The organism is Hyphomicrobium sp., assembly GCF_051860585.1.
Taxonomy (GTDB): domain Bacteria; phylum Pseudomonadota; class Alphaproteobacteria; order Rhizobiales; family Hyphomicrobiaceae; genus Hyphomicrobium_C.
Genome location: NZ_JBHYDS010000002.1, coordinates 547,496 through 560,932, shown reverse-complemented (window position 1 = coordinate 560,932; position 13,437 = coordinate 547,496). Strand labels below are relative to the sequence as shown.

Genomic DNA, 13,437 nt, shown 5'->3' with positions numbered 1-13,437 from the left:
CTGAACAAAATAGCGATGGTGCGGCGGCAACACCTCAGGCTCCAGGTGAGCCCGGAGGCGCGTCGCGGAGTCGCTCGCCGTCGCCGGCAGGGCGGTGCGTCAGTTTACGGTGTTTTTTGCTCCACCAGGCCTGGCAGGATCGCGCCTTCAGGGCCGATTTCGTTGAGTGCGGCGCGGCAGCTCCACGCGTGGACAAGGCGGCAAGCGTTCGGGCCGCCCGCCTTCTTGCACGATCCCGCCTCGCGCCACGCCGCGAGGACCTTTTCGGATTCGCTGTCGAACTCGGTGCGGGCGTCGCCCGTATATTGGGATGGGAGGCGTTCGAGAGCCGGAGTCGTGCGCAGGCCGTAGCAGATCAGGGCCACGCCGAGCGCCTGTCCATAACGCGCGCCGGCTTCGCGCGGGGGGAGCGGCGCGGGCAGCGTGACGGCCGTTCCTGCCGGGGTGGACGGGGCTTCGGCGCCGGCCGCTATCGCCGCCGCGAGGGTGGCAGTTATCGCGGCAACGAACCGCTTCATGGATGACCTCCGACTTTCGCATGCTTACGCGCCAGGGGCGGTGGCGGATCGCACCTGCGGAGGTTTACTCAGCGGCTTGGGCGGGCGCGGGTGCTGCAGCCGGTTTGACGTCGGCGGTCTTGCTATCCTGTGTCTTGCTATCCTGTGTCTTGCTATCCTGTGTCTGGCCGGCCTGTTTATTGCCCGCCTGCGTCTTGGCGTACTCGTTGAGGGCGCGTGAGATCTTTCCGGACGGGCCACGGGGCAACTCGGGCACGACGGCGATTTCAATATCGATCAGGCGATCGAGGCCTTCCGAAACCACCTGTTCCATGACGACGCTGCGGATGCGCTCGGGATCGAGCTTCTGGCCGGCGAGCGGCACGGCGCGGATAAGGAAATTGCGCGGACCGGTCTGGACGATCTGATGCTCTGCCATTTCGAGCACATGATGCAGGCCAGTCAGGATCAGATAGTACGGCAGCTCGCGGCGCTTGCCGTCTTCCGCCTCGATGAACAGCTTGTCCTTGCTGCGGCCGCTGATCTTTTCGATGTGCGGCAGGAAGCTGCCGCAGCCGCACGGCTTCGCGCTCATGGTGACGCGGTCGTCGATTTCGTAGCGGATGATCGGCTGGACGCGATTGTAGAGGTTGGTGAGCAGCACCTTGCTGCCTTCGGTGCCCGGCGGCACAGGCTGGTTGTTTTCGTCAACGACTTCGAGAATGGCGAGGTCTGAATTGACGTGCGCACCGCGCCCGACCGTGCATCCGGACGACAGCACCATGCATTCGCCCATCGCGTATTCGTCCGTCACGTGGGCGTCGAAGAGCTGTTCGAGACGCGCAGCGCTCTTGTCCGAGAGCGGCTCGGCGACGTTCGTGATCTGCTTCAGGCAGCCGAGCTCGGTGAGGTTCATGCGCCCCTCCGCCTGCTCGCGGCCGAAGGCTTCGAGAGAACTCGCGTAGCCGGTGATGTAGTCGGGGCGAAATTCCTCGAGCTTTCTGATGTTGCTCGGCATGGGATCCGACACGGTGAGGTGCAGAACCTTGAACACAGGTTTCAGGAACGCCGGCAGATAGGCGAAGGCCGATGCGCTCGGGTAGAAGCCCGGCTGGACCGTGAGCACCGCCATGCGCGCCGGATTGATTAAACGGCCGAGGTGCGGGAGAAAGCGGCGCTTGAGCTTCGTGCCGCGCGCGAACTGCGTCGCAAAGACAAGATAGACGGCTTCCCGATCCTGCACGATCAGCGCCGGCTGGCCCTGGCTGCCCGAGGTGTGGCTGACGCTGTAGTCGCCGAGGTAATAGCGGCCAAGGTTGTCGGGGTTGTCGACGAAGGCGGCGAGGTCGGCTTTCCGAAGGCGGGGGTCGGTGACCAGCTCGTCGAAGTTCTCCATCATCTCGGCTTTTGAGAGCGTCGGCAGCTCGGAAAGCGCGCAGCGCGAGACATCGAGACCTGCGAACCGGCGGCGATAGTACGGGGAGTTTTCGGCAGCATGGGCGAGAATCGCCCGCAGCCGCTTCTGCTGGCTCGCCTCGACTTGAGACGGGTTGCGCCAGAACGGATAAAGCTTCTGCAACATCATGACGAAGCGAAGCGGCCCGAACATGTGATGATCTCCAGATCGCGAGTCAGTGCCAGCCCCCTCAATTCATAAGGGGGGCGACTGGTTGCATTGCAATAGCCGGGTGGTGCAGCCGGGCTCGCGTGCGCCGTGAAACTTGGCGCATTGAAAAATCGTAAGGTTGGGACGGGCCGTCGTCGGGGCGGCCGTGTTTCGGCCTGATTTCATCAGCGCCGGGCGATTTCATCAACGCGAGGATTTCATGGAAAAAATCGTTCATTGGATGATCGACATGCCGGAGCGCCTGTCGGCCGTGTTTGCCTGGCTGCCGCCGCTGTTCGCGCGCCTCGTCGTGGGCTGGGTGTTCCTCTGGACGGGCTGGGCGAAGCTTAACAACCTCCCGCAGATGATCCAGAATTTCACCGAATGGGGTATTCCGTTCCCGGCATTCACGACGCCGTTCGTGTCGGGCGTCGAGTTTCTCGGCGGACTTTTGCTGCTGCTCGGGCTGTTCACGCGCCTTGCCGCCGCGCCGCTGGTGGTCGTGATGATTGTCGCGATCATTTCCGCCAAGTGGGGTCAGGTCGATAGCCTCGAGACGCTGCTCGGCTTCGAGGAGGTCGCCTACATGGCCCTGTTCGGATGGCTGGCTGTGGCGGGGCCTGGCGCTGTTTCGCTCGATGCGCTGCTGCAGCGTCGCTATGGAGACGCCCGCCCCATGCGAACGTAAGCGCGCGGGCCTCGTCGCATATTCGATCGGCGGCGGCTTGGCCGGGCAATATCAGCCTGGCCAGACTGGCAAAATCGATCGCCGCATTGTCGTTCCCGTCTTACGGCCTACATATCGCCTGGGCCAAGACGCCTATGCCAATGAGGATCGACGCATGACGGACGTTTCAGCGAAAAAATCGGGCCAGTTTGCCATCGGCGGCGACCTCAAGGTGCGGCGTCTCGGTTTCGGGGCGATGCGAATTACGGGTGACGGCATCTGGGGCGAGCCAGCCGATCCGGCCGAGGCGTTGCGGACGCTGCGGCGCGTTCCCGAACTCGGCATCGACTTCATCGACACGGCAGACAGCTATGGCCCGGAGGTCAGCGAGCGGTTGATCCGGGACGCGCTGCATCCCTACAAAGGCGTGGTCATTGCCACCAAGGGCGGTCTCGTGCGTCCGGGGCCGAGCCAGTGGATCCCGTGCGGGCGGCCGGAATATCTGCGTCAGCAGGTCGTGCTCAGCCTCCGGCGGCTCGGCGTGGAGCGGATCGATCTCTGGCAGTTGCATCGCATCGATCCGACGGTGCCGCGTACGGAGCAATTCGAGGCGATCGCGACGATGCAGAAAGAAGGCTTGATCCGCCATGTCGGACTGAGCCAGGTCAGCGTCGACGAGATCAAAGCGGCTGGGGCGGTGTTCAAAGTCGCGACCGTGCAGAACCTCTATAATCTCTCCGATCGCAGCAGCGAGGACGTGCTCGACTACTGTGCGCAGGAGGGCATCGGGTTCATTCCGTGGTTCCCGCTTGCGGCCGGATCGCTGGCGAAGCCGGGCTCCGTGCTCGACACCATTGCGAAAAAGCACAACGCGCAGCCAAGCCAGATCGCGCTCGCGTGGCTGTTGGCGCGCAGCCCGGTCATGCTGCCCATTCCCGGTACCGGCAAGGTCAAGCATCTCGAAGAGAATGTCGCCGCGGTGAACATTCAGCTCAGCGCCGCCGAAGTCGCCGAGCTTGGCGCGCTCGCCAAGTCGGCGGCGTGATGGGCTTCTTCCGCTAAAGCTTGGGTCAAGCGGTGCGCGCCGCCAAGGCGACGGCGATGGCGGTGTATGACGACGCCGCCGTCGTCTCCGCCGCCGCGCCCGTGTAGTCGATGCGCGACGGGGACGCGGCGCCGGTGTGCTTCGGCGTGAACGCGCCGACGGTTGCAAGGGCGACGGCGGTATAGGATTGGCCGACGCCATTGCGGCCCGTGGGAACCGGCGCGTTGTCGTTGGCCGTCGACGATGGCGAGGACTCTCTGGACGGCGCTGCCGATGCGAGTGGCGGCATGTTTCGGGCTGCGCGCGCGACTTCGGCCACCGCGATGGCGGTGTACGATGCCCCGGTGCCGACGCCGGTCGCCGCGTCCGAATAATCGACGGGCTTTTGGGTGGATGCGGGGGTGCTGGGCCGCGGGCCTCCCGCCGCAACCGCAACCTCGGTGTAAGACGGCTCGCGGGCAGGCTTGGCGGCGTGCGCTTGTGGAGCCGGTGGTGCGGGTGCGTTGAAATTTGCAGGCGCTTTGTGATGCGCTGGACTGGGCGTTGCCGTGGGCGCCGATGGCGTGGCTGTGACCTGCGCAGCGGGTACGGTCATGGAAGCCGCCTGTCCGGCCTGGCCAGCTCTTTGTTCGGCTTGGCCAACTCTTTGTTCGGCTGGGCCAGTCGTGCGGCCGGCCCCGCGCATCATGCGCGTGACGAAGAGCGTGACCAAAATCAGGGCCACACCCACAAGCGCTAACGCCAGCAGGACTTCCGGTCCGAGTTGCTCCATCGTTGTCGTTTCCCCAGGATCGCGCATTTCGAGACGCGCTGATTTTGCTTTGATTGGCCTCGACCAGGCGGACCTGGCCCCATTTCATCAGACGACAACATCGGCGCGCCGGGTATTGAACTTTTGGACAGTGTTCCGCATGGCGCGTTTGCACCGCGGGGAACAGCGGGCCGCCGGCGCATGGGGCAAAAGGTGGCGTCACAGGCGGCGGCGCGATTTCCGCTGCTTCGTGTTGCGCTCTATCAGAATGGAGACTTATTCATGCCGAAGAGACTTTTGACGGCGGCGCTGGTGTTTGCCGCCGCGAGCAGTGCGCTGTCGAATGCGAGCCTCGCAGCCATGGACGAACCGGCACCGCGGCCGGCGATCGATTGCGCCGATCCGGCCAATGCCGGGAAGCCGGCCTGTGCGCCGCAAAATGGCGCCATGACAGACGATCAGATTTACGAAAAGGCGTACTGGAGCGCGAAGAGCGGGGCCTATGCCGACGCGCTTGCCGTCGCGGGCCAGGCGCAGAATGAGAACGATCCGCGCATCCTGCGGGTCAAGGGCTTCGCGACACGCAAGATGGGCGACGTGGACGCCGCCATGCCGTTCTATCGCAAGGCGCTCTCGATCGATCCGGCCGATACGCGCACGCGCCAGTATATGGGCGAGGCCTATCTTCAGCACGGCGATTTTCCGAATGCGCGTGTGCAGCTGCGCGAAATCGAAAAGCGCTGCGGAGTGGAATGCGAGGATTACCAGACGCTCGCGGACGCGATTGCGGAGATGCATGTCCGGCTGCCGCGCGGGAGCTAATCGGCCTCAAAACAAAACCGCCAGCACCGTTGCTTGGCGCTGGCGGTTGACACCGTGCGGATCGCGTGCGGTCTAGGTGGCGAGCGTTGGCTAAGCGGCGAGCCGAGCGTTGGCTAGGCGGCGAGTTCCGGCCGGTCGTGTTTGCCTTCCTCGACCTCCTCGATGATCTTCGCGACGAAGGCGTCGAGGTCGCCGGGGTTTCGGCTCGTGATGATGCCCTGGTCCGTCACCACCGCTTCGTCGCGCCAATCGGCGCCGGCGTTGACGAGGTCCGTCTTGATCGACTTGTACGACGTGGCCTTGCGGCCGCGGATCGCATTGGCTTCGATGAGCAGCCACGGCGCATGGCAGATGGCGGCGACCGGCTTGCCGGAATTGACGAAGCTTCGGATCAGCGCCATCGCCTCGGGGGAGGCGCGGAGACTATCGGGGTTCATCTGTCCGCCCGGCAGGACGAGGGCGTCGTAGAAGCCTTCCGAGGCATCGGCCAGCTCGCGGTCAATGGGCACGCCGGGGCCCCATTCCTTGTTCTTCCAGCCGCGGATTTCCTTTTTGTCCTTGCGCTCCTTGGGGGCGACGACGTGCACCAGGGCGCCCGCTTCCTTGAGCTTGGCGCGCGGCACCTCGAGTTCGGACTGCTCGAAGCCATCGGTGGCCAGGATGAGAATTTTCGCTTTCGATATCTTAGGCATGTGGCCTCCTGTCGTTGCTTTCGGGACAGGTCGAAAACGGGCCTCCGGGGCGAACGGTTCCGGGCCGCGCATTCCGGCGCAGGACAATTCGCCGGCGCGATGGCCGCCGCAACAGCAAAAGGGCGCGATCCCCCGCGCCCTTCGCTTTCGTTTCTTGATTTTGCCGACAGCCCTCCCCCGAGAGCTGCCGGTGATTTTCTAGAGGCGGAAGCGGATCTGATCGATCCAGAACCGTTCGAGGCGTGCGAGCGCCTTGTTGAGGCCCTTGAGCTCTTCGCCCGAGACCTGAGCGACCGTTTCCACCGAGCCAAGCTGGCGCTGGTAGAGGCGGTTGACGACGGCGGCGGCCTGGCGGCCCTTGGCCGACAGCGACACGCGCACGCTGCGCTTGTCGGTTTCGCTGCGCTCGTAATCGACGTAGCCCATCTCGACGAGCTTCTTCAGATTGTACGAGACGTTCGAGCCGAGATAGTAGCCGCGCGATTTCAGCTCGCCGGCCGTCAGCTCGTTGTCGCCCATATTGTACAGAAGCAGCGCCTGCACGGCATTGAGATCCGAGCTGCCGGTGCGGTCGAACTCGTCCTTGATCACGTCGAGCAGCAGGTGATGCAGCCGCTCGATCATGTGAAGGCTTTGGACATATTCGGAGCTTAGTGTGAGATCCTGATTAGCGGGCGCACGGGGGCGCTCCGTCTTGATAGCGGTGTTCATGATTACCCTGCCTACTCAACAACCTGTTTGACGCGACCGTTTTCCGGTTCTGAGGACAGGCTACGGGAAACCCATAAAAATTAGCTCAATCTGTTGGGTAAACCGCGGGTAAAAATGCGTTTCGCGACAGGGCGTGCGCCGAGGGCTTTTTGCGGGCCTACGCGCGTGCTTCCTGCATGTTTTCCCGGGTCGGAAGCACCAGTTCGCCTGAGCCGAGCGTCTTGAAATAGGCGTCCAGCATCGCGTAGGTCACGTCTTCGAGGCGGGCCGGCTGCCACTTGGGCGCGTTATCCTTATCGACAAGCGCCGCGCGCACGCCTTCGTAGAAATCGCCATTGGCTTCGAGGATGCGCGACGCCAGCCGGTAATCGACCTGCAGCGTCTGGCGCAGATCGAGCGCTGCTGCTTCGTGGATGTGGCGGTGCGTGATCTTGAGGGCCAGCGGCGAGCGGCGCGCGAGATCGGCGGCGACGCCTTGCGCCCACTCCTTGGCGTCACCGGTGACGGCCAGGAGCCGCACGACGATCTCCTCGACGTGCGGGGCGGAGAAGCAGCGGTCGATGACATCGCGGTAGGGCGCGAGGTCGCCCGGTCCGCAGTTCTTGTGCCTGTTGTCGAGGGCGGGATCGACCGGCCACGTGTCGGCGACGTCGGCGATGATGGCGTCGAAGTGCTCGGCGTCGATGCAGTGCGTGACCAGGCCGAGCGCGTAGGCGTCGGCGCGGCCGATGCTGCGTCCTGTCAGGCCGAGATACTGGCCGGTATGACCGGGGAGGCGCGCGAGCACGTGGGCGGCGCCGATGTCGGGAAAGAGACCGATCGCCGTCTCGGGCATCGCGAAGGTATAATTCTCGCCGGCGACGCGATGCGTGCCGTACTGCGTGATGCCCACGCCACCGCCCATCACCATGCCGTTCATCAGAGGCACCGTCGGCTTCGAAAAGCACTCGCATTGCCAGTTAAGCGCGTACTCGTCGGCGAAGGTCTTGCGTCCGGCGGCGAGGTCTTCGCGCGCGAGGCCAATCACTTCGCGGACGTCGGAGCCGGCCGAGAAGGCGCGCGGGCTCTCCGACTGCATGACGACGGCGTAGACCTGCGGGTCGCGCGCAAAGGACCAGAGGTGGGTGGACAGGCTGGCGCGCATGCCGGCGGTCAGCGCGTTGAGCGCCTTGGTGCGCGCGAGCGTCAGGATGGCAGCCGAGCCACGGATCTCGAGCTTCAGCGGTTCGGTCTCGGCGGTCGGCTCGGCCATTCGTTGCGTGCTCCGGATTGAAAAACGTCCTTGGTCCACCAATGTGATAAGTGGGGATGGCCGCTTTGTTGAGCCACATTTCGCGGCTATACAAGTGGTCCCGGTGAGACAACTGCCGGTGATTCGCACTCGCCTTCGCGCATTCTCATTTGAGGACTGGCGCCGAAGGACTGGCAATTCATCGCAGCCAGCAGGTTAAGAAACCCGATGAGTCTCAACCCCGTGCGTGCAATTCAGTTTTGGGCCGCCCTGCGCTGGGCTGGCCTCGGGGTTCTGTTCGCCGCAACGCCCATGTCCTCCGTGCGCGCCGACGCGTCCGTTTCGCAGTCGGTGACGACGGCGTTCGAGACCATCGTGATCGATGCCGCAGCCGCAGCCTCCAAGGCGACGGCGGCCGCCCAAGACGCGATGGCGCCGAAGACGGTCAAGAAATCGAAGAAGGCCCGCAAGGACGCCGATACGGGCAAAGAGGAAGCCGCGAAGGCTGACGCCGCGAAAGCGAAGGCTGGCGCTGCGAAATCCGACACGGACAAATCCGGGAACGCAAAGACCGACGGCGATAAGGGCAAAGCGGGTGGCGCGCCTGCTGCTGCCGACGCCGCGGACAAAGACAAGCAGCAGCCCGGAGCAGCGCCCGCCGACCCGGCGGCGAAAGCCGCGGACGGCAAGGCGGCGGACCCCAAGGCAAAGAACGCCGGTCCGCCGACGGAATGGCCGGCCGTCGAGGTGGAACTCGCACGCGCGCGATGCACGCAATTGCTCAAGGGCGTCGATGCGGTGACTGTTCCCGAAGCGCCGTTCCGCAAGGGCGACTGCGGAACGATGGCGCCGGTGAGATTGGTCTCGATCGGAAAGTCGCCGGAAATCACGTTCTCGCCGCAACCGGTCGTGACCTGCGATCTGGTGCTGGGTCTCGTCAAGTGGATGAAGGACGAGGTGCAGCCCGCGGCGCGCAAGTACCTCAAGGCGGAGGTCATCCGTGTCGACTCGATGAGCGACTATTCGTGCCGCATGGCGTACGGCCGCGTCGGCAACAAGCTCTCCGAGCACGGCAAGGCCAATGCGCTCGATATTCGCAGCTTCACGACCCGGAAGGGCGATGAGGCGGTCGTGCTCTCCGATTGGGGGCAGACGAAACGCGACGTGCGCAAGCAGATCGCGGCGGCGAAAGCGGCGGCCGAAAAGGCGGAGGCGGTGAAGGTGGCCGCCGAGAAGGCAGCCATGGAGCGCGCCGACGCGGCCGAGTACGCGGCCAAGGCGGAGACCACAGGCACGCCGCTGCCGCGCAAGTCGCTGGTCGAGGGGCTGCCGCCACGCAAGGACGTATCGCCCCTCGCGGTGCCGGCGTCGGTCAATCAGACCGGCCCGCTCGCGGAAGTGGCCGCGACGCGTCTCGGCGGTCCCCTGCACGAGGGAGACGATAAGGCCTCCGGCAAGAAGAACCGGAAGGACGCCAAGAAGAAGTCGAAGGGCGACGAGACGGTCGCGGCGTTGCCGGGCGGCCAGGCGCTGGACGATGTGGTCGCGCCGCCGCCATCGACCGCGAATGCCCGCTTCCTGCACGACGTGCATGCCGCCGGCTGCCGGATTTTCGGGACCACGCTCGGGCCAGAGGCCAACGAAGCGCACCGCAACCATTTCCACGTCGATATGGCGGAGCGCAAGGTGCGCAAGATCTGCGACTGACCGGGTTTCTTCCGGCTTTACGCCTCCGTTCACTCAACAGCGTCGAAGGGCTTGCGTGCGGGCGCCGGAGGCGGGATGTTCGCGCCGCCCCAGCCGCGACGAGCCGGGGCGCGCTCAATTCGAGGCTCTCCGCGTGACACGACCCAAGACACCATCTTCCGAAACCGGGCCATCGTCCGAAACCGGGCGAGAGGCCGCCCATCTCGCCGCCGGGGCCTTTCCGGCCGTGCGGCTTCGCCGTAACCGGCGTGCGCCGTGGTCGCGCCGTCTCGTTTCGGAGACGACGCTTTCGGCCGCCGATCTGGTGTGGCCCCTGTTCGTGATCGAGGGCAAAAGCCAGCGTGAACCGGTCGCCTCGATGCCGGGCGTCGAGCGGCTGTCGGTCGATCTCATTGTCGAGGCCGCGCGCGATGCCGAGGCGCTGGGCATCCCGGCGATAGCGTTGTTCCCGAATACGGAGGTCGCGCTGCGCACGGACGACGCGCGCGAAGCGGTCAATCCGGACAATCTCGTGTGCCGGGCAACGCGGGCGGTGAAGGCTGCGGGGCTCGACGTCGGCGTCATTCTCGATGTCGCGCTCGATCCTTACACGAGCCATGGCCATGACGGCCTGCTGATCGCGAATGAAATCGTCAACGATGCGACGATCGACATGCTCGTGCGGCAAGCTCTCGTGCAGACGGAGGCGGGGGCAGATATCCTCGCGCCGTCCGACATGATGGACGGGCGTATCGGCGCGATCCGTCGCGCGCTCGAAGCCGGCGGGCACACGGACACGCAGATCATGTCCTATGCGGCCAAGTATGCGAGCGCATTCTACGGGCCGTTCCGCGATGCGGTCGGTTCCGGCGGGCTGCTGAAGGGTGACAAGCGCACCTACCAGATGGATGCCGCCAACGGCGACGAAGCGCTGCGCGAAGTGGCGCTCGATCTGGCGGAAGGCGCGGACATGGTGATGGTGAAGCCGGGAATGCCGTATCTCGACATCGTGCGGCGGGTTTCGGAGACCTTCAAGGTGCCGACGCTCGCCTACCAGGTCTCGGGCGAATACGCGATGATCATGGCGGCCGCCGAGCGCGGGTGGCTCGACGAGGAGAAGACGATTCTCGAAAGCCTGCTGGCATTCAAGCGCGCGGGCGCGTCGGGTGTGTTCACCTACTTCGCGCCGCGCGTCGCCAAGCTGCTCGGCTGAGCCGGCTTGTTAGCCGTCAAGCATTGCCGCTGCCGCGGCGTCACGCTTTGCCGTTGCGTCAGGCGTTGCTGTCCCGGTTTCAGGCGTCGAGCCCTCCGCCGAGCGCGCCATTGGTGCGCCAGGAGAACGGATAACCGACGAGACGGCGGTAGAGCAGCGGGGCAAGCGGCAGTGCCGCCCAGCCCAACAGATTGAATGCGGTGGCGTGGCCCTGGATCGAGCCGAGCTCGATATCGAGTGCGGCGAACACGATCAGCACCAGCGAGAGACTCGCCATCGCGGCGAGATAGCCGATGTAGAGAATCGTGAACGTCGCATCGAGGGCGATGGAGCGGCGATCGATCATGACATAGCTCCGCTGTGCTCGATTGACTACGAGGTTTGCGATGAATTGAGACTTGCATTGTCAAGTGCTTCGCGCCGTTCCGCAAGAAACAGTTGTGAGTCATTGTGTCATAGCGTCGAACGTATGTCGTTCGGGCGACAGCTAGCGGAGTCGATGGCCAGCACAAAAAAAGCGGAAGCTTTGCGGAACCCCTACGCCGGCGCGGATTGCGGCTGGGTGTCGTGGGTCATCACGGCGAGCGCGCGTGGGCAGATTTCATAGCGCAGCGGCGTTTCGAACTTGCTGATCTCGCCGTCGTTGGCGAGCCGCTTCAGGCGGCGCGGAGAATTGATCACGAAACTCTGGCCCGTGAACTTCGCCATTTCGGGGTCGCCGTCCCATCGGCCGAGAAGCGCGCGCCCGACCGCCACCGCCAAGCCCCAGCCGCTGCGGTGCTTCGAGACATACATCGTGAGCTTGCCGCCATCGAGCCGCGGGCGGCGCAGCAACGTGAGGTTTTCGTCATAGCCGTTATTGGTGACGGCTACGGAGAGCACCCGCAGGCGCATGCGGTCCTCGCCGTTGTCGACGGTGATCGAAATCTTGTCCTTGCTCGACAGGATATCGCGAAGAGTGGCGAGGTATTTCGGCAGGCGCTGGGCCGCCGGTTTGCCGCGGAGGCGTGCGCGGGCCACCGAATAGCGCAGCGTGAGACCCATCAGCGAATTGCACATGAAGATGCTGCCGTTGACCTTTGCGACGTCGATGCGGCTCGGGGTGGCGGTGGCGAGGTAAGCGGCGGCGGACGCGAGATCCAGCGGGATTTCGAGGTCCTTGGCCAAACGGTTCATCGTGCCGAGGGGGAGGATGCCGAGGGCTTTGCCGGTGCCCATCAGATGCGTCGCGGCGGTGCGGATGGTGCCGTCGCCGCCGCCGATGACGAGCACGTCGATGTCGCTCCTGGCGGCATCGGCGATGGCCTGATCGAGGTTTTCCGGCGGGAGGATGTCGACCTCGATTCGGTGCCCCTCGGCCGTGAACGCATTGGCTATGAGATCGCGCATTGCGTCGTGCGCGAGGCCCATGGCGGCACCGGCGCGCATGTTGACGAGGGCGCGGACCTTCAGCGACGGCTTGGCCGACAGGCGGTTCCCGTCCGTATCGGTACTGGTGCTGGCAACGATTGCATCGCTGTTCAAGGCGGGCTTCCCGGGCATAATACGGATCTGTTGGGGTAACCGCCGGGCGTGGAAATAGTTGCGCGTCCGGGCGTTATCAGGGGCTGCGGCGCCGACTTGCCGCCTTAGGGGAGCGCTGTTCGTGACGGGACCATCGGACGATCAAGGCCGCGGCGGGCAGGGCGGAGGCAGCGATGCCGGGCGCGGGGGCTCCGGGGTTTCGTCGGACGCGCGGCGCTTCGAACTGAAGCCGCTGATTGTCGTTGCGGCTCTGGCGGGGGCGGTGCTCGCCTTCGCGATGTTCGCCGGCGCCGTGATGGATGGCGACACGCGCGGCTTCGACACGTGGCTGCTGCAGGCTTTGCGAGTGAGCACCGATCCGGCGGACCCGATCGGGCCGCGCTGGTTCGAGGAGCTGGTGCGCGATATCACGGCGCTGGGAAGCACCGTGGTGCTGACCTTCGCCGTCGTGGCCGTGGCGGGCTATCTCTGGATCAAGGACAGGCCGCAGAAGGCGGTGTTTCTGATCGCGGCGGTTTCGCTTGGCGCGCTGATCAACCGGCTGCTCAAGTTCGGCTTCGCTCGTCCCCGGCCGGACATCGTGGCGCACGGGGCTTATGTCTCGACGGAAAGCTTCCCGTCCGGCCATTCCGCCAATTCTGCCATCGTCTACCTGATGCTTGGCATGATGCTGGCGCGCGTCGAGACAAGCTACCCGGCCAAGGTGTTCATTTTCGCCATGTGCGCGCTGATCACCCTCGCGGTCGGCCTGAGCCGGATCTACCTCGGCGTTCATTGGCCCACGGACGTGCTGGCGGGGTGGGCAGTCGGCTCGTGCTGGGTTCTGGTATGCTGGTACGTTCTGCTTAAATTGCAGCCAAGCGGCACACGCCAATAGCCCATTGAGCACGCCTGCGGGGGCTTTCGCGTTGCAGTGCGGCAACAGGGCGGAATTTTGCAGGCGCGAGGCCGGCGAAACGGGAACGTTGCCCTTTGATTGCCTCGATTCATGT

General features: G+C 64.9%; 14 protein-coding genes. 6 read left to right on the top strand and 8 right to left on the bottom strand.

What is annotated here, in order from left to right; genetic code table 11:
• Positions 1-104 precede the first annotated feature (104 nt).
• Positions 105-518, bottom strand: coding sequence for a hypothetical protein (locus tag ACTIFK_RS05500; RefSeq protein ID WP_439542039.1), 414 nt, complete (start codon positions 516-518; stop codon positions 105-107).
• A 64-nt stretch (positions 519-582) separates the two neighbouring features.
• Positions 583-2,106 carry a phenylacetate--CoA ligase family protein gene (locus ACTIFK_RS05495; RefSeq protein WP_439542038.1) on the bottom strand — a complete coding sequence of 508 codons (1,524 nt, stop codon included), beginning with the start codon at positions 2,104-2,106 and terminating at the stop codon, positions 583-585.
• 217 nt (positions 2,107-2,323) lie between these two features.
• Between ACTIFK_RS05495 and ACTIFK_RS05490 the strand changes: the two genes are divergently transcribed.
• Both ACTIFK_RS05490 and ACTIFK_RS05485 read left to right on the top strand, forming a co-directional pair.
• On the top strand, positions 2,324-2,791 hold the full coding sequence (locus tag ACTIFK_RS05490; RefSeq protein ID WP_439542037.1) for a DoxX family protein: 468 nt from the start codon (positions 2,324-2,326) through the stop codon (positions 2,789-2,791).
• A gap of 154 nt (positions 2,792-2,945) precedes the next feature.
• Positions 2,946-3,815, top strand: a complete 870-nt coding sequence (locus tag ACTIFK_RS05485; protein WP_439542036.1) for an aldo/keto reductase — start codon at positions 2,946-2,948, stop codon at positions 3,813-3,815.
• A gap of 25 nt (positions 3,816-3,840) precedes the next feature.
• Here ACTIFK_RS05485 and ACTIFK_RS05480 read toward each other — a convergent pair whose 3' ends face one another.
• On the bottom strand, positions 3,841-4,587 hold the full coding sequence (locus ACTIFK_RS05480) for a hypothetical protein (RefSeq protein ID WP_439542035.1): 747 nt from the start codon (positions 4,585-4,587) through the stop codon (positions 3,841-3,843).
• A gap of 261 nt (positions 4,588-4,848) precedes the next feature.
• Between ACTIFK_RS05480 and ACTIFK_RS05475 the strand changes: the two genes are divergently transcribed.
• The gene (locus tag ACTIFK_RS05475; RefSeq protein ID WP_439542034.1) at positions 4,849-5,388 is read left to right on the top strand and encodes a tetratricopeptide repeat protein; all 540 of its coding nucleotides are present in this window, start codon (positions 4,849-4,851) and stop codon (positions 5,386-5,388) included.
• 113 nt (positions 5,389-5,501) lie between these two features.
• On the opposite strand, the gene ACTIFK_RS05470 is transcribed toward ACTIFK_RS05475, so the two are convergent.
• The 3 genes from ACTIFK_RS05470 to ACTIFK_RS05460 form a co-directional block, all read right to left on the bottom strand.
• Positions 5,502-6,080: a type 1 glutamine amidotransferase domain-containing protein gene (locus tag ACTIFK_RS05470; protein WP_439542033.1), complete on the bottom strand. Its 579-nt coding sequence runs from the start codon at positions 6,078-6,080 to the stop codon at positions 5,502-5,504.
• Between the two features lie 198 nt (positions 6,081-6,278).
• Positions 6,279-6,791, bottom strand: a complete 513-nt coding sequence (gene ldtR, locus ACTIFK_RS05465; RefSeq protein WP_439542032.1) for a transcriptional regulator LdtR — start codon at positions 6,789-6,791, stop codon at positions 6,279-6,281.
• A 157-nt stretch (positions 6,792-6,948) separates the two neighbouring features.
• Complete coding sequence (locus ACTIFK_RS05460; protein WP_439542031.1) at positions 6,949-8,043, bottom strand: enoyl-CoA hydratase/isomerase family protein; 1,095 nt, start codon at positions 8,041-8,043, stop codon at positions 6,949-6,951.
• Between the two features lie 207 nt (positions 8,044-8,250).
• Between ACTIFK_RS05460 and ACTIFK_RS05455 the strand changes: the two genes are divergently transcribed.
• On the top strand, positions 8,251-9,729 hold the full coding sequence (locus ACTIFK_RS05455; RefSeq protein WP_439542030.1) for an extensin-like domain-containing protein: 1,479 nt from the start codon (positions 8,251-8,253) through the stop codon (positions 9,727-9,729).
• 133 nt (positions 9,730-9,862) lie between these two features.
• The gene (gene hemB, locus ACTIFK_RS05450) at positions 9,863-10,921 is read left to right on the top strand and encodes a porphobilinogen synthase (protein WP_439542029.1); all 1,059 of its coding nucleotides are present in this window, start codon (positions 9,863-9,865) and stop codon (positions 10,919-10,921) included.
• A gap of 79 nt (positions 10,922-11,000) precedes the next feature.
• Here hemB and ACTIFK_RS05445 read toward each other — a convergent pair whose 3' ends face one another.
• Positions 11,001-11,267, bottom strand: a complete 267-nt coding sequence (locus ACTIFK_RS05445) for a hypothetical protein (RefSeq protein ID WP_439542028.1) — start codon at positions 11,265-11,267, stop codon at positions 11,001-11,003.
• Positions 11,268-11,458: 191 nt separating this feature from the next.
• Entirely contained in the window at positions 11,459-12,445 is a 987-nt protein-coding gene (locus tag ACTIFK_RS05440) for a diacylglycerol/lipid kinase family protein (RefSeq protein ID WP_439542027.1), read from the bottom strand.
• 121 nt (positions 12,446-12,566) lie between these two features.
• Between ACTIFK_RS05440 and ACTIFK_RS05435 the strand changes: the two genes are divergently transcribed.
• The gene (locus ACTIFK_RS05435) at positions 12,567-13,322 is read left to right on the top strand and encodes a phosphatase PAP2 family protein (protein ID WP_439542026.1); all 756 of its coding nucleotides are present in this window, start codon (positions 12,567-12,569) and stop codon (positions 13,320-13,322) included.
• The last annotated feature ends 115 nt before the right edge of the window (positions 13,323-13,437 follow it).

Bases quoted from the DNA above. Each gene is read 5' to 3' on its own strand.
- ACTIFK_RS05485 (WP_439542036.1), top strand. From the start codon at position 2,946: ATGACGGACGTTTCAGCGAAAAAATCGGGCCAGTTTGCCATCGGCGGC.
- ACTIFK_RS05475 (WP_439542034.1), top strand. From the start codon at position 4,849: ATGCCGAAGAGACTTTTGACGGCGGCGCTGGTGTTTGCCGCCGCGAGC.
- ACTIFK_RS05495 (WP_439542038.1), bottom strand. From the start codon at position 2,106: ATGTTCGGGCCGCTTCGCTTCGTCATGATGTTGCAGAAGCTTTATCCG.
- ACTIFK_RS05500 (WP_439542039.1), bottom strand. From the start codon at position 518: ATGAAGCGGTTCGTTGCCGCGATAACTGCCACCCTCGCGGCGGCGATA.
- ACTIFK_RS05460 (WP_439542031.1), bottom strand. From the start codon at position 8,043: ATGGCCGAGCCGACCGCCGAGACCGAACCGCTGAAGCTCGAGATCCGT.
- ldtR (WP_439542032.1), bottom strand. From the start codon at position 6,791: ATGAACACCGCTATCAAGACGGAGCGCCCCCGTGCGCCCGCTAATCAG.
- ACTIFK_RS05490 (WP_439542037.1), top strand. From the start codon at position 2,324: ATGGAAAAAATCGTTCATTGGATGATCGACATGCCGGAGCGCCTGTCG.
- ACTIFK_RS05480 (WP_439542035.1), bottom strand. From the start codon at position 4,587: ATGGAGCAACTCGGACCGGAAGTCCTGCTGGCGTTAGCGCTTGTGGGT.
- ACTIFK_RS05470 (WP_439542033.1), bottom strand. From the start codon at position 6,080: ATGCCTAAGATATCGAAAGCGAAAATTCTCATCCTGGCCACCGATGGC.
- ACTIFK_RS05455 (WP_439542030.1), top strand. From the start codon at position 8,251: ATGAGTCTCAACCCCGTGCGTGCAATTCAGTTTTGGGCCGCCCTGCGC.
- ACTIFK_RS05445 (WP_439542028.1), bottom strand. From the start codon at position 11,267: ATGATCGATCGCCGCTCCATCGCCCTCGATGCGACGTTCACGATTCTC.